Raw genomic sequence first — 23,760 nt, 5'->3', positions numbered from 1 at the left:
ATGGCCCCGTCATGGATATGACCGTGGCGGTATCACCGCTGGTCACACCCACTTTCATCTACCTCTCCTAGAGATAATGCGCGAACCCCTGACACCCGCCTTGCAAAGGCGGTGCTCTACCAACTGAGCTAAGGCCCCTCTGGTTTGTCAGGCACGTCGCCAGGGGTTACATCGGGTGCCACATGCCAGACCTCGACGTCACGCCGGGAACGCACCACTGCCGCCGCACCCAAAGCGGCGGCCGCTGCCAGTGGCAACGCGAACTTCACACGACGTTTTGACGGGCACATGGTCGTGGGCCTAGGAGGACTCGAACCTCCGACCTCTTCGTTATCAGCGAAGCGCTCTAACCGCCTGAGCTATAGGCCCGTACTGCCAGTACGGCCGAGCGACGAGATTACCGCACCGGCCGCCTGACTCCCAAAACGCATGCACTAGTCCCGGTCTGCCAGCGTCACTTCGATCCCACCGATCAGATCGGTCGTCAGGTTGTAGACGAACGCGGCGATGGTGGCCATCGCGGTCATCAAGACGATGTTGACCAAACCGATCAGCACGGCCCCGCCGAAGATCGTTCCGCTCGAGACGAGTTCACCGCTGCTGCCGCTGGTGTTGTTCAGCAAGTCCCCGACGTTGCTGTTCAACTTCGACCACACGCCCATGCCGCCGAGCACCAGGTAGAGGAACGCCACCGCGATCATCCACACGAAGAACAGCGCCACCGAAAGCAGCAGGGAGACCTTCAGGGTGCTCCACGGGTCGATGCGCCGAATCTGCATGCTGGCCCGCACCGGTCCGCGACCGCGGCGGGAGCCCACGGCAACGCCGCGCGATTCCCGGGCCTCACCGGCGGCCGGGCGGCTTGTCGATGACGACGGCGGCGTGTCGGCGGGGCGTTCCGGCTTCCGCGGTGTCGCCCGCGGAATCGGTCCCGACAGGTCCGGTAGCTCACTGGCATACGCCTCGGCGGGGGAACTTTCACTGCGCACGGCTGGGACCTCCGCCTGTGGGCCGGGCGTCGGTGCGGACGTCCCGGAAATGAAACGGTTCAGGCGGGCTTCGGAACCGGTGGGTGCCCGCACGTCGGTGGGCGGGTCGGCCGCCGGGCGCGACCCGCCCTGCGACCCCGCGCGGGTAGCTCCCCGCTGCCATGGCGGCGAGTCTGCGGCCTCCGGTAAGCGGCCCGGTCCCGTCGCCGCCCGGTGCGCACCGGCACGTTCGACAGCCCCGTCCCCGTTCGGGTTGTCACCCTGACTGGGGCCGCCCGGCTCGTTCGGTGAACTCACCCCGACTCCTTACATGTCTGCTCAGGTAGCTGAGTCTATGCCGGGTTCGCCGCGAGTCTGCCCCCCGCCCGGTCAGCTACCGGACTCTTCACCCTCAACCTCGGCGTCGGCAATCTCTTCCGCATTACGCGCGATGGCCAACAACGTGGCACCCTCACCCAGATTCATCAACCGGACGCCCTTGGTCTGCCGGCCGGCTTTGCGGACCTGTTTGGCGGTGGTGCGGATGACCCCGCCGCCAGAGGTGATCGCATACAGCTCACTCTCGTCGTCGACGATCAGTGCTCCGACCAGCCTGCCGCGCCTCCGGTCGTACATGATGGTCAGCACTCCCTTGCCGCCGCGGCCCTGCACCGGGTACTCCTCGATGCCGGTGCGCTTGGCGTAACCACCGGCGGTGGCGACCAGCAAGTACGTGCCCTCGCGCACCACATTCAGCGACAGCAGCCGGTCGTCGGCGTTGAACCGCATGCCCTGCACGCCGGAGGTGGCGCGACCCATCGGGCGCAGCGCCTCGTCGGTCGCCGAGAACCGGATGGACTGGCCGTTGGCCGAGACCAGCAACAGGTCCTCCTCGGCCGAACACAACACCGCACCGACCAGCTCGTCGCCGTCGCGCAGGTTGACGGCCACGATCCCCCCGGAACGGTTGGAGTCGAAGTCGGTGAGTTTGGACTTCTTCACCAATCCGTTCTGCGTGGCCAGCACCAGGTACGGCGCATCCTCGTAGCTCTTGATCTGGATGACCTGGGCGATGCGTTCCTCGGGCTGGAAGGCCAGCAGGTTCGCGACGTGCTGGCCGCGCGCCGTGCGGGAGGCCTCCGGCAGCTCGTAGGCCTTGGCCCGGTAGACCCGGCCCTGGGTGGTGAAGAACAGGATCCAGTCGTGGGTGGAGCACACGAAGAAGTGCCGCACGATGTCGTCCTGCTTGAGCCCGGCGCCCTGCACGCCCTTGCCGCCCCGCTTCTGGCTGCGGTACAGATCGGTCTTGGTGCGCTTGGCATACCCGGTTTCGGTGATGGTGACGACGACGTCCTCACGGGCGATCAGGTCTTCGTCGCTGACATCCCCGTCGGCCGCGATGATGCGGGTGCGACGGTCGTCACCGTGCTTCTCCACGATCTCGCCGAGTTCGTCGCGCACGATGCCGCGCTGACGTTCGGGCTTGGCGAGAATGTCCTCCAGGTCGGCAATTTCGGCTTCGATCTTGGCCAGGTCGTCGACGATGCGTTGACGCTCCAGAGCGGCCAGGCGCCGCAACTGCATGTCCAGGATCGCCTGGGCCTGGATCTCGTCGATGTCGAGCAACTCGATCAGGCCCTGGCGGGCGATGTCGACGGTTTGCGACGCGCGGATCAACGCGATCACTTCGTCCAGTGCGTCGAGCGCCTTGACCAGACCGCGCAGAATGTGGGCCCGCTCGTTGGCTTTTCGCAACCGGTAGGTGGTGCGCCGGACGATGACGTCGAGTTGGTGCTCGACGTAGTAGCGAATCATCTGGTCCAGTCGCAGGGTGCGCGGCACCCCGTCGACGATGGACAGCATGTTCGCCCCGAAGCTGGTCTGCAGCTGGGTGTGCTTGTAGAGGTTGTTCAGCACCACCTTGGCCACGGCGTCGCGCTTGATCTCCACGACGATCCGCAGCCCGACGCGGTCGCTGGACTGGTCTTCGATGTTGGAGATGCCGGCGAGCCGGCCGTCGCGGACCTGTTCGGCGATCGAGGTGATGAAGTTGTCGTGGTTGACCTGATAGGGCAGCTCGGTGATCACCAACGAGGTGCGGCCGCGTGAATCTTCTTCTACCTCAACGACTCCGCGCATCCGGATGGAACCGCGGCCGGTCTTGTAGGCATCGGAGATCCCTTGTGATCCGACGATCAGGCCGGAGGTGGGGAAGTCGGGGCCTTTGACCCGCTCCATGACCGCGGCCAGCGTCGCCTCTTCGTCGGCGTCGTAGTTCTCCAGGCACCAGAACACCGCTTCGGCGAGCTCGCGCAGGTTGTGCGGCGGGATATTGGTGGCCATACCGACGGCGATGCCGCCCGAACCGTTGGCCAGCAGGTTGGGGAACCGGCTGGGCAGGACGGTCGGCTCCTGCACCCGGCCGTCGTAGTTAGGGATGAAATCGACTGTTTCCTCGTCGATTTCGCGCAGCATCTCCATGGCCAACGGGGTGAGCCGCGCCTCGGTGTTGTGGCTGACGAATCCGTTGGTCAGGAAGGCGTGATCCTCGGAGTCAACGCGCAGGCTGTACACCGGCTGCACGCCCGCCTCTGTGACCGAGGCTACTTTTGCGTAGTAGAAGCGCCCGTCGGTGAGGTCGGTTGCGATGGCACGGACATCGGGGTTTCCGATGCGCGAGAGTATTTCCGCACCGTCGCGACGCCACCGGGACAGCCGATCGATGTTGTGCTTACGCAGCCACTCCTTATCTACCCATTGGCTATCGCAATGGCTGCGGATGAAAGCGGCCAGGCCGGGAACGTGGTCGGTGTCCATGCCGGTGCAGAGCGGCAGTGAACCCAGGATCCTGGTCAGCTTACTTTGCTTGGCGCCGCCGAAACCGATTTGAGTGGCGAAAAGCTCGGCCTGAGCACGGTTGGTTATGACGACCTTATACTCACCGACGGCATGGCGGTACCGGCGCGATATGACTCCGAACTCGAGCAGCATCTGTTGCACATCGATGGCAAGCTGTCTACTACGTGTCGAATAAGAAACCTGAATTGTGTTGCGGGGTAACGCCGAACACGAGCCATCACCCTCGAACAACGCCTGCAGGAATACCCGCTTCACCGTGGCGGGGGATTGCCAAAGCCACTCGGGCACCGATTTGTCTGCGGAGCGTTGCCCGCAGAGCACACCGAGCCGAGTGCCCTTCAAAGCTGAAACATCGTGAATATCCAACTCGTTCAGCACAGAACCCGACGCGATAGTCCGTTGAGCTACGTACCGCTTGCCTCCGACAACCGCGTCGTAGGCCGCTACCACCGCGTTGAAGTAGTCGCGGTCGACGTTGTTAAAACCAGCTCGAGACTCGGACATGAACCCTTCGCTGATGAAGGCCCCGAGTAAGAGTGCCTCCATGGCGTCGCGCCAATTCGCCGGACCGAATTCAACAGGCGGCGTGCGCTGTAAGACGACGTAGTCGTCTGGCCGAATCTCCTCGATCAACTTCCACAGCAGTGTCGGCACGCCGGCGAGGTTCACCAGGCAAAGCAAGGGGTGATTCGAAGTGCCTGTGACCTCATAGCCCTCGGCAGTTTGCACCCTGAAAGTCTGGTGATCACCCGAATGGAACAAGCGATCAGCCAAAACCGGGTCACCGTGCCTATCGAGGACCTTCAACTCGACGGCGTGGTCCGAATTTGGCCGAGCCCCCGGAACGACATCGCCGATTCGCATCGACTGTCCAAATGGTAAGCGCACCAATGCATCTGCGGTGAGACAATACCGCATCGCGGCCGGCGGGTCATTCCCCGGCGAGCCGAAGTTCCCCTGCCCGTCGACCAGCGGGTAGCGCAGCGACCACGGCTGCGCCATGCGCACCAGGGTGTCGTAGATCGACGCGTCACCGTGCGGGTGGTAGTTACCCATGGTCTCGGCCACCGAGCGCGCCGACTTGGCGTGGCTGCGATCCGGCCGGAAACCGCTGTCGTACATGGCATACAGCACCCGGCGGTGGACCGGCTTGAGGCCGTCGCGGACTTCTGGCAGGGCGCGGCCCACGATGACGCTCATCGCGTAGTCGATGTAGCTGCGCTGCATCTCCTGCTGAATGTCGACCGGTTCGATCCGGTCTACCGGCCCGTCGCCGGGAGGCAGCGTTGTGTCAGTCATGAATTCCTCGTCTGCTGGTTGAAACGCGGACTGGCGTTAGACATCAAGGAAGCGAACATCTTTGGCGTTACGGGTGATGAAGCTGCGGCGCGCCTCGACGTCCTCACCCATCAGGATGGAGAACAGCTCGTCGGCCGCGGCGGCGTCGTCGAGAGTCACCTGCCGCAGCACCCGCACCGACGGGTCCATGGTGGTTTCCCACAGCTCCTTGGCGTCCATCTCGCCCAGACCCTTGTAGCGCTGGATGCCGTCTTCTTTGTTGATCTTCTTGCCGGACTTCAGCCCGGCCTCCAACAGACCGTCGCGTTCCCGGTCGGAGTAGGCGAACTCGGGCTCGGAGCGCTGCCACTTCAGCTTGTACAGCGGCGGTTGCGCCAGGAACACGTGGCCGTGCTCGAGCAGCGGGCGCATGAAGCGGAACAACAGCGTCAACAGCAACGTCGAAATGTGTTGTCCGTCAACGTCCGCGTCGGCCATCAATACGATCTTGTGGTAGCGCAGTTTGGTGATGTCGAACTCGTCGTGGATCCCGGTGCCCAGCGCGGTGATGATGGCCTGGACTTCGGTGTTCTTCAGCACCCGGTCGATGCGGGCCTTCTCGACGTTGATGATCTTGCCGCGCAACGGAAGAATCGCCTGGAACATCGAATCCCGACCGCTCTTGGCCGAGCCGCCGGCGGAGTCCCCCTCCACCACATACAGTTCGGATTTGCGGGGATCCGTCGAACGGCAGTCGGCGAGCTTGCCCGGCAGGCCGCCGAGGTCGGTTGCGCTCTTGCGGCGCACCAGCTCTCGCGCTTTGCGCGCGGCGATCCGCGCCTGGGCGGACGACACCGCTTTGTTCACAACGGTTTTAGCTTCCGACGGATTGGCCTCGAACCAGTGGGTGAGCTGTTCGTTGCACACCTTCTGCACGAACGACTTGACCTCGGTGTTGCCCAGCTTGGTCTTGGTCTGACCCTCGAACTGCGGTTCGGCGACCTTCACCGAGATCACCGCGGCCAACCCCTCCCGGATGTCGTCACCGGTGAGATTCGGGTCCTTCTCCTTGAGCAGCTTCTTGTCTTTGGCGTACTTGTTGACCACCGAGGTCAGCGCACTGCGGAAGCCCTCTTCGTGGGTGCCGCCCTCGTGGGTGTTGATGGTGTTGGCGAAGGTGTGCACCGATTCGGAGTAGCCGCCGTTCCACTGCATCGCGATTTCGACCTCGTGGCCGGTGCCTTTGCCTTCGAAGTCGATGACGCTCTGCTGGATCGGGCTTTTGGTGCGGTTGATGTGTTTGACGAAGTCGACCAGACCACCGGGATAGTGGAAGGTGCGCTGCTTGACCTTGTGCGGGGCCTTGGATTCGGCAGCCTTCTCTTCGGCGGATTTGGGCGCTTCGGCGGTGTCGCTGACGACCTCGTCGACAACCTCGTCCTGCTCGACGCGTTCGTCGGTCAGATTGATCGTCAGACCCTTGTTCAGGAACGCCATCTCCTGCAGCCGGCGCGCCACCGTCTCGAAGTCGTATTGGGTGGTCTCGAAGATCTCCGGATCCGCCCAGAACCGGATTGTGGTGCCGGTCTTGCGGGTCGTCTCACCCTGCTTGAGGGTGCCCGGCACCGCGCGCTCGTAATACTGCGACCACTCGTGCCCGTCGCGTTTGATGTCGACTTCCAACCGCGTCGACAACGCGTTAACCACCGACACGCCCACGCCGTGCAACCCACCGCTGACCGTGTAGCCGCTGTTCTCGCCGCCGAACTTGCCGCCGGCGTGCAGCTGGGTCATGACCACGTCGACGGTCGGCGCACCGGTGGCGTGCATAGCCACCGGAATGCCCCGGCCGTCGTCAGCGACCTCCACACTGCCGTCGTCGAGCAACCGGACGTCGACCTTGGTGGCGTAACCGGCCATCGCCTCGTCGACCGAGTTGTCGACCACCTCCCAGATCAGGTGGTGCAAACCACGCTCCCCGGTGGAGCCGATATACATGCCCGGGCGTTTGCGGACAGCCTCCAATCCCTCCAGGACGGTGATGGCTGAAGCGCCGTATTCGTTTTGTGCCTTCTTCTTCGGGGCAGCCACGGTCGGAATGCTCTCCTTGGGGTTGCATGCGAGCGGTCACCTCACCGCAGCGGTCGCATCCGACTACTCTACCGCGAAGGACCGACAGGACCGATTTTGTGGGCGCGTTTCCACCCTGCTGATTGCGCCGTGCGCTCAATTTCTTCACTGTCGCCGCGTCCCGACGTTCCAGATAAGGGTTTGTCAATTTCTGGCGGCTCTGAGACGGCTGCGGTTGGCCCCCCGTTCACCGAGTGGAACGACCCTAGCCATAGGTGTCGCGGGGGCCTCGGCCGGCGATGTGACGCGGACCTTTCCGCCACGACGGCGCCGCCGGGCCGGTGATCTTCAGCGACGTCACGACACCGTTGCCGACGGCAGCCGCGATCTTGGCGAGCAACTGCGCCTGCATGAGGCGCAGCTGTGTGGCCCACGCGGTCGATTCGGCCGTCACACTGAGCACCCCGTCGTGCAGCCCGGCCGGCGTCGCGTGTTCGGCGATCTGCGCCCCGACCACCGACGTCCACTGACCGAACACGGTGCCTTCAGCTACCTGGGCGGTCCAACCCTGCTGCTTGGCCAGGTCGCGGGTGAGCCGGCCCAACGGCTGCGGATCTCGCACGTCCGGTCCCGGCCCCGACCAGCTGCGCCGCCCACCGGTCCCGCGGCGGCGCGGTAGCGGCGCGGCGCGGCCACGTCCGGCGTCCTGTCCGCGCTCGCGGGCGGCCGCGCGTGCCTCTTCCAGGGTTCGCCGCACCAGATCGAGGCCGCGCTGGTTCACCTCATCCTGGTTTTCCTCGCTCACTGCCGCACCTCCGACACCGCGCCGAGGTCGGTGTCGACAAGTTCGACGCGCACCCGACTGGCTTCCCAGCCGTCGGGAATGTCCTCGGGCACCGCGGCGGTGACGAGCACCTGCTCAGCGGATTCCGCGACGGTGGCCAGGGCCCGCCGGCGTTTGGTGTCCAGCTCTGCGAAGACGTCGTCGAGCAGCAGCACCGGGTCGCTGCCGTCGGTGCGCAGCAATTCGTAGGCCGCCAGCCGCAGCGCCACCGCGAATGACCACGATTCACCATGGCTGGCAAAACCTTTGGCGGGTTGATCGCCCAGGCGCAGTTCAAGATCGTCGCGGTGCGGACCCACCAGGCACACACCCCGTTCCAGTTCCGCGCTCCGCCTCGCAACCAGCGCTTCCAACAGAGCGGCTTGCAGTGCTTGCTGATCGTCGCCCACCGGCGCCACCACTGCCTCCGAACTGGCTCGGTAACCGATTGCGGCGGCACGCGATTCGGGTGCCAGCAGCTGATACGCCTTTTCCACCTCCGGTGCCAATTGATTCACCAGGCCGATGCGCGCGGCCATCAACGCCGCCCCGTGCTCGGCCAGCCTGCTGTCCCACACGTCCAGGGTGTCCAGCGCGCCCTGGTCACCGCGGAACCGCGCGCCGGACAACGACTTCAGCAAGGCGGTGCGCTGCCGCAGCACCTTGTCGTAATCAGCGCGCACCCCGGCAATGGTCGGTCGCCGCACCGTCGCCAAGTCGTCGAGGTAGCGTCGTCTTTCGGCGGGATCACCGCGCACCAAGGCCAGGTCCTCCGGAGCGAACAACACCGCCCGCAGCACGCCGACGACCTCACGCGTACTGCGTACCGGCGACCTGTTCAGCCGCGCCTTGTTCGCCCGGCCCGCCGCGATCTCAAGATCGACGGCGCATTCGCGGCCCTCGTTGACGACGATGGTGGAGATCACGGCGCGGTCGGCGCCGGCGCGGATCAACGGTGCGTCGGTACCCACCCGGTGCGACCCCAGGGTGGTCGAATACCACAGCGCCTCAAGCAGATTGGTCTTCCCGAAGCCGTTGCGCCCGACGAACACGGTGCGCCCGGGCTCCAAGTCGAGGTCCACCTGGGCCCACGACCGGAAATCCCGCAACGCCAAACGCCGGACGTACACGCCCCGACCGATCAGCCCGGCAGCCGCACCGGCATCAGCAGATACACGTAGTCCGTCGGCACCGCCGGGAACGGACCGTTGCCGGTCGGCACCGGGTCGTCAGCCGATGCCGGCCGCAACAACGCGGGCTTACCGGGCGTGGTGAAGCCGAACGACACCCGCTCGGAGTGCAGCGAGCCCAAGCCGTCGGTCAGGTAGGTCGGATTGAACGCGATCGTCAACGGTTCACCCGCGTAGTCCACCGCAAGATCTTCCTCGGCGCGGCCCACATCGTCGGCACCGGCCGACAGCCGAAGCATGCCGTCGGCGAATTCCATCCGGATCTGGGCGCCGCGATCGGCCACCAGTGCGACCAGCTTGATCGCCTCGGTCAGTTCGGCCACGTTGATGGTTGCCACCGCGGTGTGCTCGGCCGGCAGCAACTGGCGGAATTTCGGGAATTCCGCGTCGAGCAGCCGGGTGGTGCTGCGCTTGCCGTTGCCGGTGATGCCCAGCAGGCCGTCCTTGCCCACCGCCGAGCCGGCGCCCAGCGACAGCCGGACCTCGGTGCCGTCGGCACCGGCCTTGGCCGCCTCGGAAAGAGTCTTGGCCGGCACCAGCACCGCCGCCTCGATGTCCGGCGACAGCGCCGACCAGGTCAGCTCGCGCACCGCCAGCCGGAACCGGTCGGTGGCCGCCAAAACCACCGTCTCCCCGGAGATCTCGACCCGAATCCCGGTCAGCATGGGCAACGTGTCATCACGCCCGGCCGCGATCGCAACCTGCCCGATCGCCTCGGCGAACAACTCCGCAGGCAACGTCCCGGTTTCCTCGGGCAGGGTGGGCAGGGTCGGGTAATCCTCGACGGCCATCGTCGGCAACGAGAATCGGGCGCTGCCGCAGGTCAGTGCGACGCGGTTGCCGTCGACGTAGAAGTCCACCGGCTTGTTGGGCAACGCCCGGGTGATGTCGGACAACAACCTGCCGGACACCAAAACGCTTCCCGGCGAGGCGATTTCAGCAGCGACCTGCACTTCGCAGGACACCTCGTAGTCGAATCCCGAGATGGTCAGGCCGTCGTCGGTGCCGTTGAGCAACACACCGGAGAGCACCGGGACGGTTGGCCGGGACGGCAGGTTCTTGGCTACCCACGACACCGCTTCGGCGAAGGACTCCCGCACCAGCCGAAACTTCAGGTCGGTGACAGCCCGTGTTGTAGCCGCGTCCATTGCGTCCCTTCACCTAACGTGACGTCCAAATCCGTGCCCAGCTCCCCCGGCCGGCGTTGGGGACCTTCCGTGACGAACGCCGCTGGCTCAGTAATTCGCCACGACGGCCGCAACAGCAGTCGAACAACAACCGTAGAGCTTCTGAGGCCAACTTGAAAGCTAACCGTTGACGGGGACAACCCGCGTTGGGGGGCCACTTCGGCGGGCGTCAACGACGAATGTCCCCAGCGCCTTACTTCAAACAAGAAACTACGAAGAGATCTCAATATCAGTATTAAGGGCTGTGCAATCTGGGGACAGCCCGCTCTTGGCGCAGCGTGCGGGCATCGGGCGGGTGTGGATGACTGTGCAGCAGGCTGTGCGGTCGGCGGTGCGTGACTGGGGACCAATCACCGGTGTGCACGGCGGGACGGGTGCTGCACTCCAGTTTGCGGAGGTTGTACACAGAAGTACCCACAGCGCAGCGGTGGTGCTCATGTGACTTGAGGGAGAGAAGTTTTTTCCACAAATCCCGGACGAGACGGGATTTTCAGCGCTTGGAGCGCTGCCGGATGCGGGTGGTGAGTTCTTTGACGTTGTCGAAGATCTCGCGGCGCTCGGCCATCTCGTTGCGGATTTTGCGTTCGGCGTACATCACCGTGGTGTGATCGCGGCCGAAGGCCTGACCGATCTTGGGCAGCGAGAGGTCGGTGAGCTCGCGACAGAGATACATCGCTATCTGGCGGGATTGCGCGAGCGGGCGGGCCTTGCCGGGGCCGCGCAGTTCCTCGACGGTGGTGTCGAAGTACTCGGCGGTGGCCGCCATGATGGTGGCCGCGCTGATCTGCATGCCGCTGGCGTCGGCAATCAGATCGCGCAACACGATTTCGGCCAGTGACTTGTCGATCGCGGTCTTGTTCAGCGACGCGAACGCGGTGACCCGGATCAGTGCGCCCTCGAGTTCGCGGATATTGCGTTCGATGCTGCTGGCGATCAGTTCGAGCACATCGTCGGGCACCGCCAGTCGTTCGACTTGTGCTTTTTTGCGCAGGATCGCGATGCGGGTTTCGAGATCGGGCGGTTGGACGTCGGTGATCAGTCCCCACTCGAACCGCGTGCGCAGCCGGTCTTCGAGGGTGGCGAGTTGTTTGGGTGGCCGGTCGGAGGAGATGACGATCTGCTTGTTGGCGTTGTGCAGCGTGTTGAAGGTATGGAAGAACTCTTCCTGAATACCGTCCTTGCCTTCGATGAACTGGATGTCATCGACCAGCAGCACGTCGACGTCGCGGTAGCTGCGCTTGAACGACACCTTGCGGTCGTCGCGCAGCGAGTTGATGAAGTCGTTGGTGAATTCCTCGGTGGAGACGTACTTGACACGCATGCCGGGGAAGAGCCGCTGCGCGTAATTGCCGGCGGCGTGCAGCAGGTGCGTCTTGCCCAGGCCGGACTCGCCCCAGATAAACAGCGGGTTGTAAGCGCGGGCGGGTGCTTCGGCGATCGCCAGGGTGGCGGCATGGGCGAAGCGGTTGGAGGATCCGATGACAAAGGTGTCGAAGGTGTAGCGCCGGTTGAGGCTGGTGCCCGATGCCGCGGAGGTGTCGGCGGCGCTCGGGCGCTCGGCGAAATAACTCGGCCAGCTCTGCCCCGGGCCCACCACGGTGTCGCCGTGCTCGTCGTCGGGAACGCGTGCCTCGATCGGCTCGGGATTCTCGATCGGGGCCGGGGCCTCGGAAGGGGAGAAGGCGCCGTCGTCCTCGGCGGGCGGGGGAGCGATGCGGACGCCGAGTTGGATCTGTTGTCCCAGGCGACGGCTCAGCGCGTCGGTGATCGGGGTGCGCAGGTGGCGTTCGATTTCGTTCTGGACGAAGACGCTCGGCACTGAGAGCAGAGCAAATCCCTCGACGATGGTCAGCGGTTGTACGAGCTTGAGCCAGGCCCTTTGCTGGGCGGTCAACGGAGAGGTGAGGGCGGAACCATTGCCGGCCTCACCGTTGAGCTCGGAGACTACCGCGTTCCATACCGTGGCGAATCCGGAACCGGGGTCATCGGTCAACGACGCATCTCCCTGGTCCTACGGTCGGAGTACAACGTTTCGGTAGCAACAGCGCACCTGTCCACATGGTTATCCACAGATGTGGAAAGGAAGGTCAGTAGCAAGCCGCAGCCTACCGGCAACGGCTTGCGATCTTCGTGCTGGAGACAACCATGCGATTGTCCGATCAGCTAGTCGATCCGCCATCCTCGTTTCAGTGTCATTGTCGACCGAGTTCCAAGTCCGTATCGGCTTGAAAACTGCCCCGCCCGAAGCTAACAGTTTTCGCTCCGGCTGCCAACAGTTCTTTGTATTCTGCTGGCGTTCTTCATGATCCTGCGATCCGGGCCGCGGTGGGGGCACCCGCGTTGTGAGCCAGCGGGGATTGTCCTGGGTCTGTTGGGACGGGCGAGGTTTGACCAGGAGAAGCCTCGTCAGTACCCTCAAACAGTCGCCCGAAAGTCGGCGATACGGCTGCGACCCGAACGAACACCCCGGGGACCGCGCCGGCCAGCAAGCGAGAACACCTTCGCCCACGAGTTGCCGAGCATCACCGGGCGGACTGTTATGCCATACACAGCGAGGAGAACGCGGTGGCCAAGGGCAAGAGGACTTTCCAGCCGAACAACCGGCGTCGAGCCCGCGTTCACGGTTTCCGGCTGCGCATGCGCACCCGTGCCGGCCGGGCAATCGTTTCCAACCGGCGTGCTAAGGGTCGCCGCGCTTTAACTGCCTGATCGCAATTCGGGTTTCCCAGCGGTGCTTTCCGCACGGAACCGCATGAGGCGGTCGACCGAGTTTGACGCGACGGTGAAGTACGGGATGCGCACGGTGCAGCCCGATGTCATCGTGCACGTTCGACGGGCAAGTGAGCGCGAGGACGCCGAGGGCCCCCGGGTGGGCCTGATCATCGCCAAGCGAGTGGGTACCGCGGTGGAACGTCACCGGGTGGCGCGACGGCTGCGGCATGTGGCGCGCCCGATGTTGGAATGCCTGCACCCGCGCGACCAGGTTGTCATCCGTGCGCTGCCCAGCAGCCGCAACGTCTCGTCGGCGTGGTTGGAGCAGCAGTTGCGCAGTGGTCTGCGACGCGCCTTCGACGTGGCGGGTTCCGAACGGTGACCACATCGGTGTGGAGCCCTGGGGGCGCGGTTCGCTCCGCCGGCAGGGTCGGCACCCCGGTCGCTCGCGCGTTGATCTACCTCATCCAGCTTTACCGGCACATGGTCTCGCCGTTGCGTCCGGCGACCTGTCGGTTCATGCCGACCTGCAGTCAATACGCCGTAGAGGCGCTCACCGAATACGGATTGATTCGGGGGAGCTGGCTGTCGGCGGTCAGACTTGGCAAGTGTGGTCCCTGGCATCGGGGAGGATGGGATCCGATTCCGGAGCGCTGTGGGTGCCCGGCCGACGTGGACGTCTCGCGCGGGGCGGTCGAGGACCGTCCGGCGAAGCAAGGGGAGAGTGAATCTGTTGTTTGATTTTTTCAGCTTGGACTTCATCTACTACCCGGTGTCATGGATCATGTGGCTCTGGTACAAGGCATTCGCCTTCGTCCTGGGACCGGACAATTTCTTCGCCTGGGCGCTGTCGGTGATGTTCCTGGTTTTCACCCTGCGCGCGCTGCTGTACAAGCCGTTCGTCCGGCAGATCCGCACCACCCGGCAGATGCAGGAACTGCAGCCCCAGATCAAGGCACTGCAGAAGAAGTACGGCAAAGACCGTCAGCGCATGGCGCTCGAGATGCAGAAGCTGCAGCGCGAACACGGCTTCAACCCGATCCTGGGCTGCTTGCCGATGCTGGCGCAGATCCCGGTGTTCCTCGGGCTCTACCACGTACTGCGTTCCTTCAACCGCACCACGGGGGGTATCGGTCTGCAGTCGATGTCGGTCGAGCAGAACAAGCTGATCGGCAACTACGTCTTCACGGCCGTCGACGTACAGAACTTTCTGAAGGCCAATCTGTTCGGTGCGCCCATCGGTGCGTCGATGACACAGCGCGGCGGATTGGACGCCTTCGAACACTTCAGTCGTCCGGCGGTGATCGCGGTGGGCGTGCCGGTGATGATCCTGGCCGGCGTGGCCACGTACTTCAACAGCCGGGCCTCGGTGGCCCGGCAGAGCCCGGAGGCCGCGGCCAATCCGCAGACCGCGATGATGAACAAGCTGGCCTTGTACGTTTTCCCGCTGGGCGTTGTGGTCGGCGGTCCGTTCCTGCCGCTGGCGATCATCCTGTACTGGTTCGCCAACAACATCTGGACGTTCGGCCAGCAGCACTACGTCTTCGGCATGATCGAGAAAGAGGACGAGGCCAAGAAGCAGGAGACGCTGGCACGCAGGGCGGCTAACGCCCCGGCGCCCGGGGCAAAGCCCAAACGCACGAAGTCGGCGTCCGGCACCGGTGCAGCGCTGGAGACCGATTCCGCGGAGACCGATTCGTCCGACACAGCTGAAGCCCAGGCGGATGGAACGGCCGAGGAGAAGCCGGTCGCGAAGAGCCCGCAGGCCCCGTCGAACAAGCCCGCCAACCGAAGTAGCGGCCCGGGCCGCACCCCGCGGCCGGGGGCACGGCCGAAGAAGCGCAAACGCTAGTAAGGCCTGAACTTGCCGGGGTCGACCGCCCAGCGCGGAGGACTCCAAGAATTCCAGCAAGACACCGCGGCGCGAAGCCGTGAACACGAACCCGGGAATGAGGGGAGAGAGAGCCATGACGGACGCTGACACCACCGAACTGGAATCGGATGCCGTGGCGGGCACGCCGGACGCGGAGAACGCGGACGCCGCCGACGAATCCGATGACCTTGAGGAGCGCTTGGTTGCCGAGGGCGAGATTGCCGGAGACTACCTCGAAGAACTGCTGGACCTGTTGGACTTCGACGGCGACATCGACTTGGACGTCGAGGGCAACCGTGCAGTGGTCAGCATCGATGGCAGCGACGACCTGAACAAATTGGTCGGCCGTGGGGGAGAGGTCCTTGACGCGCTGCAGGAGCTGACGAGGTTGGCGGTGCATCAGAAGACTGGAGTGCGCAGCCGGCTGATGCTGGACATCGCGAGTTGGCGACGGCGCCGTCGCGAGGAGCTGGCATCCCTGGGTGACAAAGTCGCCCGCCGGGTGGCAGAGACCGGTGAGCGTGAAGCGTTGTCGCCGATGACACCGTTCGAGCGCAAGATCGTGCACGATGCGGTGGCCGCCGTCGCCGGCGTGCACAGCGAAAGCGAGGGCGTCGAGCCGTCGCGCCGCGTCGTCGTGCTGCGTGACTGAGTCGTGACCCACTGTGACCGGTCTGTGACCGTCGGAGTTACAGGGATGTAGTTCCAGCGACCTCGACCGGGTGGTGCTGATCAGACGGGATGCCGGAAGAGCGGAGGGAATGTTTCACGTGAAACATGTCGATTCGCACGAACCGGCCGAGCTGTCGCCGACGGAATCCCAGCCGGCCGCTGCAGCCGTTTTCGGTGAACGGCTGGACCTAGCCGAGCGCTACGCGGAAATCTTGGCCACGGACGGCGTGGACCGCGGGTTGCTGGGACCGCGGGAAGTCGATCGAATCTGGGATCGGCACCTGCTGAACTCAGCCGTGGTCAGCGAGCTGCTCGACCACGAGGCACGCGTGGTCGACATCGGGAGTGGGTCCGGACTTCCCGGGATACCGCTGGCGATCGCCCGCCCGGATCTCGACGTGGTGCTGCTCGAACCCCTGCTGCGGCGGAGCCAATTTCTGGACGAGGTGGTCGGCAAGCTCGGACTCGCGGTGCGCGTGGTGCGGGGGCGGGCGGAGGAGCGAGCGGTACGGGACCAACTGGGCGGCATCGATGCCGCGGTGTCCCGGGCGGTTGCGGCGTTGGACAAATTGACGAAGTGGAGTATGCCCTTGCTGAGGCAAGACGGACTGATGGTGGCAATCAAAGGGGAGCGCGCTCCCGACGAAGTCCGGGAGCACCGGCGTGTGATGGCGGCATCGGGTGCCGTGGATGTCAGGGTGGTGAGGTGTGGCGTGAACATTCTGGAGCAGCCGACGACGGTAGTGGTCGCGCGGCGCGGACGTCCGGATCGACGGGCGAACAGGTGAGCGCCATGAGATTCTTCCGCGCCGACGCTCGCGTTGCGGCCGAGGATGAGCAGGCCATCTCGATGCATGGGGTGGCGGCGGGTCCGGCTGGGGCGCACAATCCCACGGTGAATGTTTCACGTGAAACATCGACCGAATTCGATACGCCGATCGGCGCCGCAGCCGAACGTGCGGTCCGGGTATTACACGCCACCCATGACCCGCTACCGCGCCCTCGACACCGGCGGTTGTTCACCATCGCGAATCAGAAGGGCGGGGTGGGCAAGACGACCACCGCGGTCAACCTTGCGGCGGCACTGGCGGTGCAAGGACTCAAGACGCTCGTGATCGATCTCGACCCCCAGGGCAACGCCAGCACCGCGCTCGGCATCGCCGACCGTCAGTCCGGCACGCCATCGTCCTACGAAGTGCTCATCGGGGAGGTCACCCTACGGGAGGCGCTGCGCCGCAGCCCACACAGCGAGCGGCTGTTCTGCCTTCCGGCAACCATCGATCTGGCCGGCGCGGAAATCGAACTGGTGAGCATGGTCGCGCGGGAGAACCGCTTGCGTAATGCGCTGGCGGAGTTGAATGACTTCGACTTCGATTACGTCTTCATCGACTGCCCGCCCTCGCTCGGGCTGCTCACCATCAACGCGTTGGTGGCCGCCCCCGAGGTGCTCATCCCCATCCAGTGCGAGTATTACGCCCTCGAGGGCGTGTCACAGCTGATGCGCAACATCGAGATGGTGAAGGCGCACCTGAATCCTCAGCTGGACGTCACCACCGTCATTCTCACCATGTACGACGGCCGGACAAAACTTGCCGATCAGGTCGCCGAGGAAGTGCGCCGGTATTTCGGGGACAAGGTCCTGCGGACGGTGATCCCGCGCAGCGTCAAAGTCTCCGAGGCTCCCGGCTACAGCATGACGATCATCGACTACGATCCCGGTTCGCGTGGGGCGATGAGTTATCTCGACGCCAGTCGCGAACTCGCGCAACGCGACCGACCATCCGCCGGGAGGGGATAGGCAATGACAAATCCGTCACGCAGGAAGGGCGGCCTCGGTCGGGGGCTGGCGTCGTTGATTCCCACCGGTCCGGTGGAAGGCGACGCCTCCACGTTCGGGCCGCGGATGGGCTCTGCGGCGGCCGATGTGGTGATCGGCGGCCCACTTCCCGATGCCGCCGCGATGGGTGCGGTATACCGGGAAATCGCCCCGACCGACATCGAGCCCAACCCCCGTCAGCCCCGCCAGGTGTTCGACGACGAAGCGCTTTCGGAGCTGGTGCACTCGATTCGTGAGTTCGGCCTGTTGCAGCCGATCGTCGTCCGCGCGGTGCAGGGATCGCAAAGCGGTGCGCACTACCAGATCGTGATGGGGGAGCGGCGGTGGCGGGCCGCCCAGGAGGCGGGTCTGTCGACCATCCCGGCGATCGTGCGCGAGACCGGCGACGACAATCTTCTCCGGGACGCGCTGCTGGAGAACATCCACCGCGTCCAGCTGAACCCGTTGGAAGAGGCAGCGGCGTATCAGCAGCTGCTCGACGAGTTCGGCGTCACCCACGACGAACTGGCCGCGCGCATCGGCCGCTCGCGTCCCCTCATCACCAACATGATCCGCTTGCTGAAGCTGCCGATCCCGGTCCAGCGCCGGGTGGCTGCCGGGGTGCTGTCGGCGGGGCACGCCCGTGCCCTGCTGTCGCTGGATGCCGGCCCCGAAGCGCAGGAGGAGCTGGCGAGCCGGATCGTTGCGGAGGGCCTTTCGGTGCGGGCCACCGAGGAAGCGGTCACCCTGGCAAACCGTGACGGTGGGGCGACGCCGACGCCACCGCGTCGCAAACCGATCCAGATGCCGGGCCTGCAGGACGTTGCTGAGCGGCTGTCAAACGCCTTCGACACCCGGGTGACGGTGGCCCTCGGCAAACGGAAAGGCAAGATCGTGGTGGAGTTCGGTTCAGTCGACGACCTCCAGCGGATCATCGATTTGATGACCGCACAGAAGGCCTGAACGGGCATGACCGGACATATTCTGTAATTACGTCACTGTGACACTGAGCCGGTCCAGAGCCGTTTTCCGTCCGGCTGGAGACACCGCCATTTAACGGAGATGTGGTGTGCATCAAGAGATTTCGAGCTCCAAGCGGCTAGCGCAACCGTCCCGGACGGGCCCTCGAGCGCGGGCAGCGGGAGGCTCGGGCGCCTCGGGGAATCGCTGGGCAAAAACTGGCCGGACGGCGACCGACTCTCCTATTCTGGAAGGGTTGCCGGTGCGCATCAGCCTCACGCGAGTTGGGCAGATAGCACTGCGGGCCGCCCGCCCGCGCAGGAGTGAAGCCATGGGCTCGGGTACCGCATGGAGGCTAGGAGACTAGTGTCAGCTCGGATTACAGCGCTGCGGCTCGAAGCTTTCGAGCAGCTCCCCAAGCACGCGCGCCGCTGCGTCTTCTGGGAGGTTGATCCCGCGGCCCTGGGTAAGGACGAGCACCTCGCCGACCCGGAGTTCGAAAAAGAAGCGTGGCTGTCGATGGTGATGTTGGAGTGGGGGTCCTGCGGCCAGGTGGCGACGGCGGTTCCCGACGAGCGCAGCCAGGCCGAACCGCCGTGCCTGGGCTATGTCCTGTATGCCCCGCCGCGCGCCGTGCCGCGCGCCGGGCGCTTTCCCACCGCGCCGGTCTCTGCCGATGCGGTGCTATTGACGTCCATGGGTATCGAACGCGGGCAGGCCGATGACGATTTGCCGCACCAGCTGATCACCCGAGTCATCGAAGAGCTGGTGCGCCGCGGTGTGCGCGCGCTCGAGGCGTTCGGACGCACTCAGGCGGCGAGCGAGTTGCAGGAACCGGTAGATGCCGACGTGCGACCGGTGCTCGAGGTGCTCGGCGACTGCTCGGTCGAGCACTGCATCATCGACGCCGACTTCTTGCTCGACGCCGGTTTTGTAGTGGTCGCGCCGCATCCGTACTTCCCGCGGCTACGCCTTGAGCTCGACAAGGGTCTGGGGTGGAAGGCCGAAGTCGAGGCCGCGTTGGAGCGGCTGCTGGAAAACGCTCAGCTGCAGCAGCCGGTGGGAGCGTCGTCTGCCGCTTCCGCGGGCAGCGGTACCGCGGAGATCAGGAACCGCTGAGCCTGCTGGCCCGCTCGCGTTCCACGGACAACTCGTGGGCCAGAAGTTCGGCGAAGGTGAAAGTCCCTGTGGGCCGGTCGTTTTTGCCCAGCAGGTACAGCCGCTTGACCGCGGCGAGAATGCCTTCGGCGATGGCGTCCCGACTTTGCGTCGAGACCAGCATGTCCCGGTCGCCCGGGTTGGTGATGTAACCGACGTCGACCTGGACGGTGGGCATCCTGGTCAACCGCAGCAGATCCCAGGTCCGGCCGTGGACGCGGCAGTCACGTAACCCGGTGCGCGCCACCACTTCACGCTGAATGAAATCGGCCAGGTTGCGCCCGATGGTGGATACCGAGCCGTGCGAATTGCCGAAGTGGAAGGACGCGACACCGTTGGCCGACGGGCTGGTCTGGGTTTCGCACCGCAGACTGATCATGAGGTCTGCGCCAACGGAATTGGCGGTGGCGGCGCGTTCGGCGTCGGACGGACTGCGGTTGGTGGGGCGGGAGAGAAAGGTCTCCATGCCGATGGCCGTCATTCGGCCTTCGAGGCGACTTGCCAAGTCCCACAACACGTCTGATTCGCTGATCGGGCCGGCCGGACCCTGGGTGATCAATCCATGGTCGCTACCGCCACGGCCCGGATCGATGATGATCCGCTTACCCGACAGTTTGGGGCCTGAACTGCGCACCAGCTCTTCCTCGCGGATCGCGTGCGGAGAGCCACCGCTGACCCGGGAACTAAGAAAGTACAAGGACCGCAAGGTTTCTGGCCCGCAGATGCCGTCCGCGGAAAGACCGTACTCGCGCTGGTAGGACATCAGCGCGTTGTGCGTCTGCAGGCCGAAATGTCCGTCCACCAACCCGGTGTAGAAGCCGAGGTCCTGCAACCGGGCCTGCAGCGTCGCCACGTCGTCGCCGTACAGCGGTGCCCCGAACTGGTGATACAGCGTGCGCGCACCGAGGCGGTAGGAGGCTTCCTTCAACGCGCGGTAGGTGGCCTCGCCTACGATGCCGTCCACCAAGAGACCCCGATGCTGCTGAAAGGCCCGCACCGCGTGGTCGAGCTCACCGTCGAACACGTCGGCCGCGACGTGGCGACCGGTGGTCAGGTCGTCGTCGGGGCTCTCCAGCATTCCCAGCGCGGCCAGCGCCGCCCGGATCTCGGTGACAGCGGCCCCACGGTCGCCGCAGCGCAACGCGTCGCCGTCTTCGCGGCGCGGACTCGGCATACCAAGGGCCCTCCGGGACTCATTGACACCGCTGGCAAAGCCAGCGCAGTTGATCGCTATTGTCGCAGATCCTCGCCAATATCGAGAAAACCCCAGGCCAATCAGCGACTCGTTTCTGCAACGAGAAACGTGCTCAGGACAGGTTGGGAACAGCGTCCGCGAGCTCGCGCAGCAACGCCGCCTTGCCCTTGGCGCCGACGATCCGTTTCACCGGTTCGCCGTCCTTGAACAGGATCATGGTGGGGATCGAGACGACCTGGAAGTCGCGCGCCGTCGCGGGGTTGGCGTCCACGTCGATCTTGGCGACGGTGAGGGCGTCCGACCGTTCGGCCGCGATCTCTTCCAGCACCGGGGCCACCATCTTGCACGGACCGCACCAGGTGGCCCAAAAGTCAACCAGCACAGGCTTATTGCTGGACAACACGTCACTCTGGAACGAGGCGTCGGAGACCTCGATAGTGGCGGACTTGCCGGAATCGCTCATCGCTGTGCTCCAATCAGTTCGGTACTGTCGGCGGGCCCGGCGGCTTCGTGGTCGGCCAGCCAGCGTTCGGCGTCGATGGCGGCGGCACAGCCGCTGCCGGCCGCGGTGATCGCCTGCCGGTAGGTGCGGTCCACCAGGTCGCCGGCGGCGAACACCCCCTCCAGCGACGTGCTGGTGGTGCGCCCCTGCACCAGGACGTAGCCGTCCGGGTCCAGCTCGACGGCGTCGCGGACCAGGGCGGAGCGCGGTTCGTGGCCGATCGCGACGAACACGCCGGTGACCGGCAGTGTCGTCTCCTCCCCGGTGACCGTGTCGCGCAGGCGCAGCCCGGTGACCGAGGTGTCGCCGTCCACCCCGAGGACCGCCTTGTTGGTCAGGATGGTGATCTTCTCGTTGGTCTCGGCCCGGTTGAGCATGATCTTGGAGGCCCGGAACTCCTCGCGGCGGTGGACCAGCGTGACGCTGCGGGCGAAGCGGGTCAGGAAGGTGGCTTCCTCCATCGCGGAGTCGCCGCCGCCGATCACGGCGATGTCCTGGTCGCGGAAGAAGAAGCCGTCACAGGTGGCGCAGGAACTGACGCCGCGGCCGAGCAGTTCCTGTTCGCCGGGCACCTGCAGATAGCGGGCGGCCGCACCCATGGCCAAGATGACGGCCCGGGCCCGGAACGTCTCGCCGTCGGCGGTCACGACGGACTTGACCGGCCCGTCCAGTGATACCGACTCGACGTCCTCCATGCGCAGGTCGGCGCCGAATCGCAGCGCCTGCTCGCGCATTTGGTCCATCAACTCCGGGCCGGTGATGCCGTCGCGGAACCCGGGATAGTTCTCCACCTCGGTCGTGGTCATCAGCGCTCCGCCGAACGAGACGCCCTCGAAGACCAGCGGCTTGAGTTGCGCGCGGGCGGTGTAGAGGGCGGCCGTGTAGCCGGCCGGGCCCGAACCGATGACGATGACGTCGTGGATGGTGTCTGAGGAAGCGGTCATGCGTGCCTTTCGGAACGAAAGCTGATCAGTGAGCGTGATCTGCAAATCCTACGAACGCCAGGGTAGGCGTGGGTGTTCCCGGCTGCGACGCACGACACTGACCGGCGCAGGCTACGCGCGCGGAATCGCGGTCGTGGCCAGCAGTCCGGTGTCGGCGGCGCTGCAGTTTTGCGCCACCGCGTAAGCGACCAGGGTGTCGGGGGTGTCGCCGCGCATCACCAGCAGCACGCCCGGGCGGGCGTTGACCTCGACGGGCCGGGCCCCCAGCACCGGCTCGCTGGCGGGATAGCCCAGGCCGCCGAGGCAGGATGCCCGCTGAGAGGCGTTGCCGAGCGCGCCGAAATCGGGCGGGCGATGCGTCAGGTCGCGGATCTCGGCGTCGGAAAGTGGTATCACCGGGACCGGAGTGGAAACGGTGATGTGGTTCGCGGTGACGGGTGCGCTGGGTGTGGACTCCGGCTCGTTGAGCAGTGACATGGTCCCAATGCCGATCGCTGCCAGCACCGCGACCACCCCGGCGACGCCGGCGAGGACGCGGGCCGGGCGCAGGGGCGGTCGGGCGGCATGGGCGGCACCGGATGCCTTCAGTGACGCGGCGACGCGGGTCACCACCTCGGGCGGGGTCTCGGGTGCCGGGGCGGTGTCGGCGGCGGCGACGTCGCAGCGCACCTGGTGCAGCGCCTGCAGGGCCGCCGCCGCCTGCGGGTCGCTGCGGATGCGCCGACGCACGCGGGTGGCGGTCTCGTCGTCGAGCAACCCCGCCTGCAAGTCGGCGAGCACCTCGACGGTCAGCGGCGGATCCGCCTCCTCGGCTGCATTCATCGGACCCAGTGTCCGCCATCGCGGCCCGCGCGCTCGTTATGGGGTGCCGGGCGTCCCGGCCAAGCCGTGGTCACCGTGAGCGCCCCGCTCATCGTGCCCGGCAGGCCGGCGGCGGCCGACAGAGATAACGCTAAGTGGCGCCGATCATTTCGAGATAGCCCAGTAGGTAGGCGAGCTTCGTCCGCCCACGTGCGCACCGACTCTTGACGGTGCCCTCGGGCACCCCCAACAGCCGCGCTGTCTCGGCGACGGAGTAGCCGTGCATGTCGACGGCGACCACCGCGGCGCGTTGCTGGATCGGCAGCCGCAGCAGCGCACGCTGCACGACGATGGCGGTGTCGACGTGCGACGTCCGGTCCGCGACCGGGTGCACGTCCTGGAACGGGACGGTCGGTCGGGCCTGGGTGCGGCGGAGCCGGTCCAGGCACGCGTTGAGCACGATGCGGTGCAGCCAGGTGCCGACCGCTGCGTCACACCGGAACGAGCCGGCGCTACGGTGCGCCGAGAGCATCGCATCCTGGAACGCGTCGTCGGCGTCTTCGCGGCTCAAACTGGTCAGCCGCGCCAGCCGGTAGAGCTGCCGGTGGTGGCGGCGGAACAACTCGGCGAAGGCGTGGCGGTCGCCGGCCACGTGGGCGGCCAGCAGTTCGGTGTCACTGCGTTGCCGTCCCGTTCCCCACAAGCCCACCGCCGGACGGTAACCAATCGGCGGCCGCCCGGCACTTCACCTG

The 23,760-nt window shown here is 65.6% G+C and carries 21 protein-coding genes and 1 tRNA gene; 9 read left to right on the top strand and 13 right to left on the bottom strand.

Features of this window, described 5'->3' with window-relative positions:
- Positions 1 to 295 precede the first annotated feature (295 nt).
- The 8 genes from AWC08_RS04635 to dnaA form a co-directional block, all read right to left on the bottom strand.
- Positions 296 to 369: transfer RNA gene (locus AWC08_RS04635), tRNA-Ile, on the bottom strand.
- Positions 370 to 434: 65 nt separating this feature from the next.
- Positions 435 to 1,286 (bottom strand): DUF3566 domain-containing protein, encoded by an 852-nt coding sequence (locus AWC08_RS04630; protein ID WP_065135501.1) that lies wholly within the window; start codon positions 1,284 to 1,286, stop codon positions 435 to 437.
- Between the two features lie 72 nt (positions 1,287 to 1,358).
- A complete protein-coding gene (gene gyrA / locus AWC08_RS04625) occupies positions 1,359 to 5,126 on the bottom strand; it encodes an intein-containing DNA gyrase subunit A (protein ID WP_069434943.1) in 3,768 nt (1,255 codons plus the stop codon).
- A gap of 36 nt (positions 5,127 to 5,162) precedes the next feature.
- Positions 5,163 to 7,196, bottom strand: coding sequence for a DNA topoisomerase (ATP-hydrolyzing) subunit B (gyrB, locus tag AWC08_RS04620; protein WP_065135499.1), 2,034 nt, complete (start codon positions 7,194 to 7,196; stop codon positions 5,163 to 5,165).
- 244 nt (positions 7,197 to 7,440) lie between these two features.
- On the bottom strand, positions 7,441 to 7,980 hold the full coding sequence (locus AWC08_RS04615; protein ID WP_065135498.1) for a DUF721 family protein: 540 nt from the start codon (positions 7,978 to 7,980) through the stop codon (positions 7,441 to 7,443).
- Entirely contained in the window at positions 7,977 to 9,128 is a 1,152-nt protein-coding gene (gene recF, locus AWC08_RS04610) for a DNA replication/repair protein RecF (protein ID WP_069434944.1), read from the bottom strand. Before recF ends, AWC08_RS04615 begins: the two co-directional genes overlap by 4 nt.
- A gap of 11 nt (positions 9,129 to 9,139) precedes the next feature.
- Positions 9,140 to 10,336: a DNA polymerase III subunit beta gene (gene dnaN, locus AWC08_RS04605; protein WP_065135496.1), complete on the bottom strand. Its 1,197-nt coding sequence runs from the start codon at positions 10,334 to 10,336 to the stop codon at positions 9,140 to 9,142.
- Positions 10,337 to 10,865: 529 nt separating this feature from the next.
- Complete coding sequence (gene dnaA, locus AWC08_RS04600) at positions 10,866 to 12,368, bottom strand: chromosomal replication initiator protein DnaA (RefSeq protein ID WP_065135495.1); 1,503 nt, start codon at positions 12,366 to 12,368, stop codon at positions 10,866 to 10,868.
- Between the two features lie 572 nt (positions 12,369 to 12,940).
- Between dnaA and rpmH the strand changes: the two genes are divergently transcribed.
- From rpmH to AWC08_RS04555, 9 genes are all read left to right on the top strand, one after another.
- Positions 12,941 to 13,084 carry a 50S ribosomal protein L34 gene (rpmH, locus tag AWC08_RS04595; protein WP_082986523.1) on the top strand — a complete coding sequence of 48 codons (144 nt, stop codon included), beginning with the start codon at positions 12,941 to 12,943 and terminating at the stop codon, positions 13,082 to 13,084.
- A 22-nt stretch (positions 13,085 to 13,106) separates the two neighbouring features.
- On the top strand, positions 13,107 to 13,469 hold the full coding sequence (gene rnpA, locus AWC08_RS04590; RefSeq protein ID WP_065135494.1) for a ribonuclease P protein component: 363 nt from the start codon (positions 13,107 to 13,109) through the stop codon (positions 13,467 to 13,469).
- The gene (gene yidD / locus AWC08_RS04585; protein ID WP_082986522.1) at positions 13,466 to 13,828 is read left to right on the top strand and encodes a membrane protein insertion efficiency factor YidD; all 363 of its coding nucleotides are present in this window, start codon (positions 13,466 to 13,468) and stop codon (positions 13,826 to 13,828) included. The genes rnpA and yidD overlap by 4 nt, the downstream gene beginning before the upstream one ends.
- Positions 13,812 to 14,939 (top strand): membrane protein insertase YidC, encoded by a 1,128-nt coding sequence (gene yidC / locus AWC08_RS04580; protein ID WP_069434945.1) that lies wholly within the window; start codon positions 13,812 to 13,814, stop codon positions 14,937 to 14,939. Before yidD ends, yidC begins: the two co-directional genes overlap by 17 nt.
- Positions 14,940 to 15,054: 115 nt before the next feature.
- Positions 15,055 to 15,612: a Jag family protein gene (locus tag AWC08_RS04575; RefSeq protein ID WP_065135492.1), complete on the top strand. Its 558-nt coding sequence runs from the start codon at positions 15,055 to 15,057 to the stop codon at positions 15,610 to 15,612.
- A 109-nt stretch (positions 15,613 to 15,721) separates the two neighbouring features.
- Positions 15,722 to 16,420: a 16S rRNA (guanine(527)-N(7))-methyltransferase RsmG gene (rsmG, locus tag AWC08_RS04570; RefSeq protein ID WP_085087408.1), complete on the top strand. Its 699-nt coding sequence runs from the start codon at positions 15,722 to 15,724 to the stop codon at positions 16,418 to 16,420.
- A 62-nt stretch (positions 16,421 to 16,482) separates the two neighbouring features.
- Positions 16,483 to 17,430: a ParA family protein gene (locus tag AWC08_RS04565; protein ID WP_065135505.1), complete on the top strand. Its 948-nt coding sequence runs from the start codon at positions 16,483 to 16,485 to the stop codon at positions 17,428 to 17,430.
- A gap of 3 nt (positions 17,431 to 17,433) precedes the next feature.
- The gene (locus AWC08_RS04560; protein WP_065135490.1) at positions 17,434 to 18,411 is read left to right on the top strand and encodes a ParB/RepB/Spo0J family partition protein; all 978 of its coding nucleotides are present in this window, start codon (positions 17,434 to 17,436) and stop codon (positions 18,409 to 18,411) included.
- A 363-nt stretch (positions 18,412 to 18,774) separates the two neighbouring features.
- Positions 18,775 to 19,527: an acetyltransferase gene (locus AWC08_RS04555; RefSeq protein WP_065135489.1), complete on the top strand. Its 753-nt coding sequence runs from the start codon at positions 18,775 to 18,777 to the stop codon at positions 19,525 to 19,527.
- On the opposite strand, the gene AWC08_RS04550 is transcribed toward AWC08_RS04555, so the two are convergent.
- The 5 genes from AWC08_RS04550 to sigM all read right to left on the bottom strand — a co-directional run bounded on the left by AWC08_RS04550 (position 19,514) and on the right by sigM (position 23,717).
- Entirely contained in the window at positions 19,514 to 20,740 is a 1,227-nt protein-coding gene (locus AWC08_RS04550; RefSeq protein WP_069433374.1) for an N-acetylmuramoyl-L-alanine amidase, read from the bottom strand. The two genes, AWC08_RS04555 and AWC08_RS04550, sit on opposite strands and share 14 nt — an antisense overlap.
- A 133-nt stretch (positions 20,741 to 20,873) precedes the next feature.
- The gene (gene trxA / locus AWC08_RS04545) at positions 20,874 to 21,224 is read right to left on the bottom strand and encodes a thioredoxin (RefSeq protein ID WP_069433375.1); all 351 of its coding nucleotides are present in this window, start codon (positions 21,222 to 21,224) and stop codon (positions 20,874 to 20,876) included.
- Positions 21,221 to 22,207, bottom strand: coding sequence for a thioredoxin-disulfide reductase (gene trxB / locus AWC08_RS04540; protein ID WP_065135504.1), 987 nt, complete (start codon positions 22,205 to 22,207; stop codon positions 21,221 to 21,223). The genes trxA and trxB overlap by 4 nt, the downstream gene beginning before the upstream one ends.
- A gap of 111 nt (positions 22,208 to 22,318) precedes the next feature.
- Positions 22,319 to 23,029, bottom strand: coding sequence for a hypothetical protein (locus AWC08_RS04535; RefSeq protein WP_069433376.1), 711 nt, complete (start codon positions 23,027 to 23,029; stop codon positions 22,319 to 22,321).
- 130 nt (positions 23,030 to 23,159) lie between these two features.
- Positions 23,160 to 23,717: an RNA polymerase sigma factor SigM gene (gene sigM, locus AWC08_RS04530; protein WP_065135485.1), complete on the bottom strand. Its 558-nt coding sequence runs from the start codon at positions 23,715 to 23,717 to the stop codon at positions 23,160 to 23,162.
- Between the last annotated feature and the right edge of the window lie 43 nt (positions 23,718 to 23,760).

It is taken from the genome of Mycobacterium gordonae, from assembly GCF_002101675.1.
Classification (GTDB): domain Bacteria; phylum Actinomycetota; class Actinomycetes; order Mycobacteriales; family Mycobacteriaceae; genus Mycobacterium; species Mycobacterium gordonae.
The sequence above is the reverse complement of the archived record's forward strand: the minus strand, read 5'-3'. Positions and strand labels throughout refer to the sequence as shown.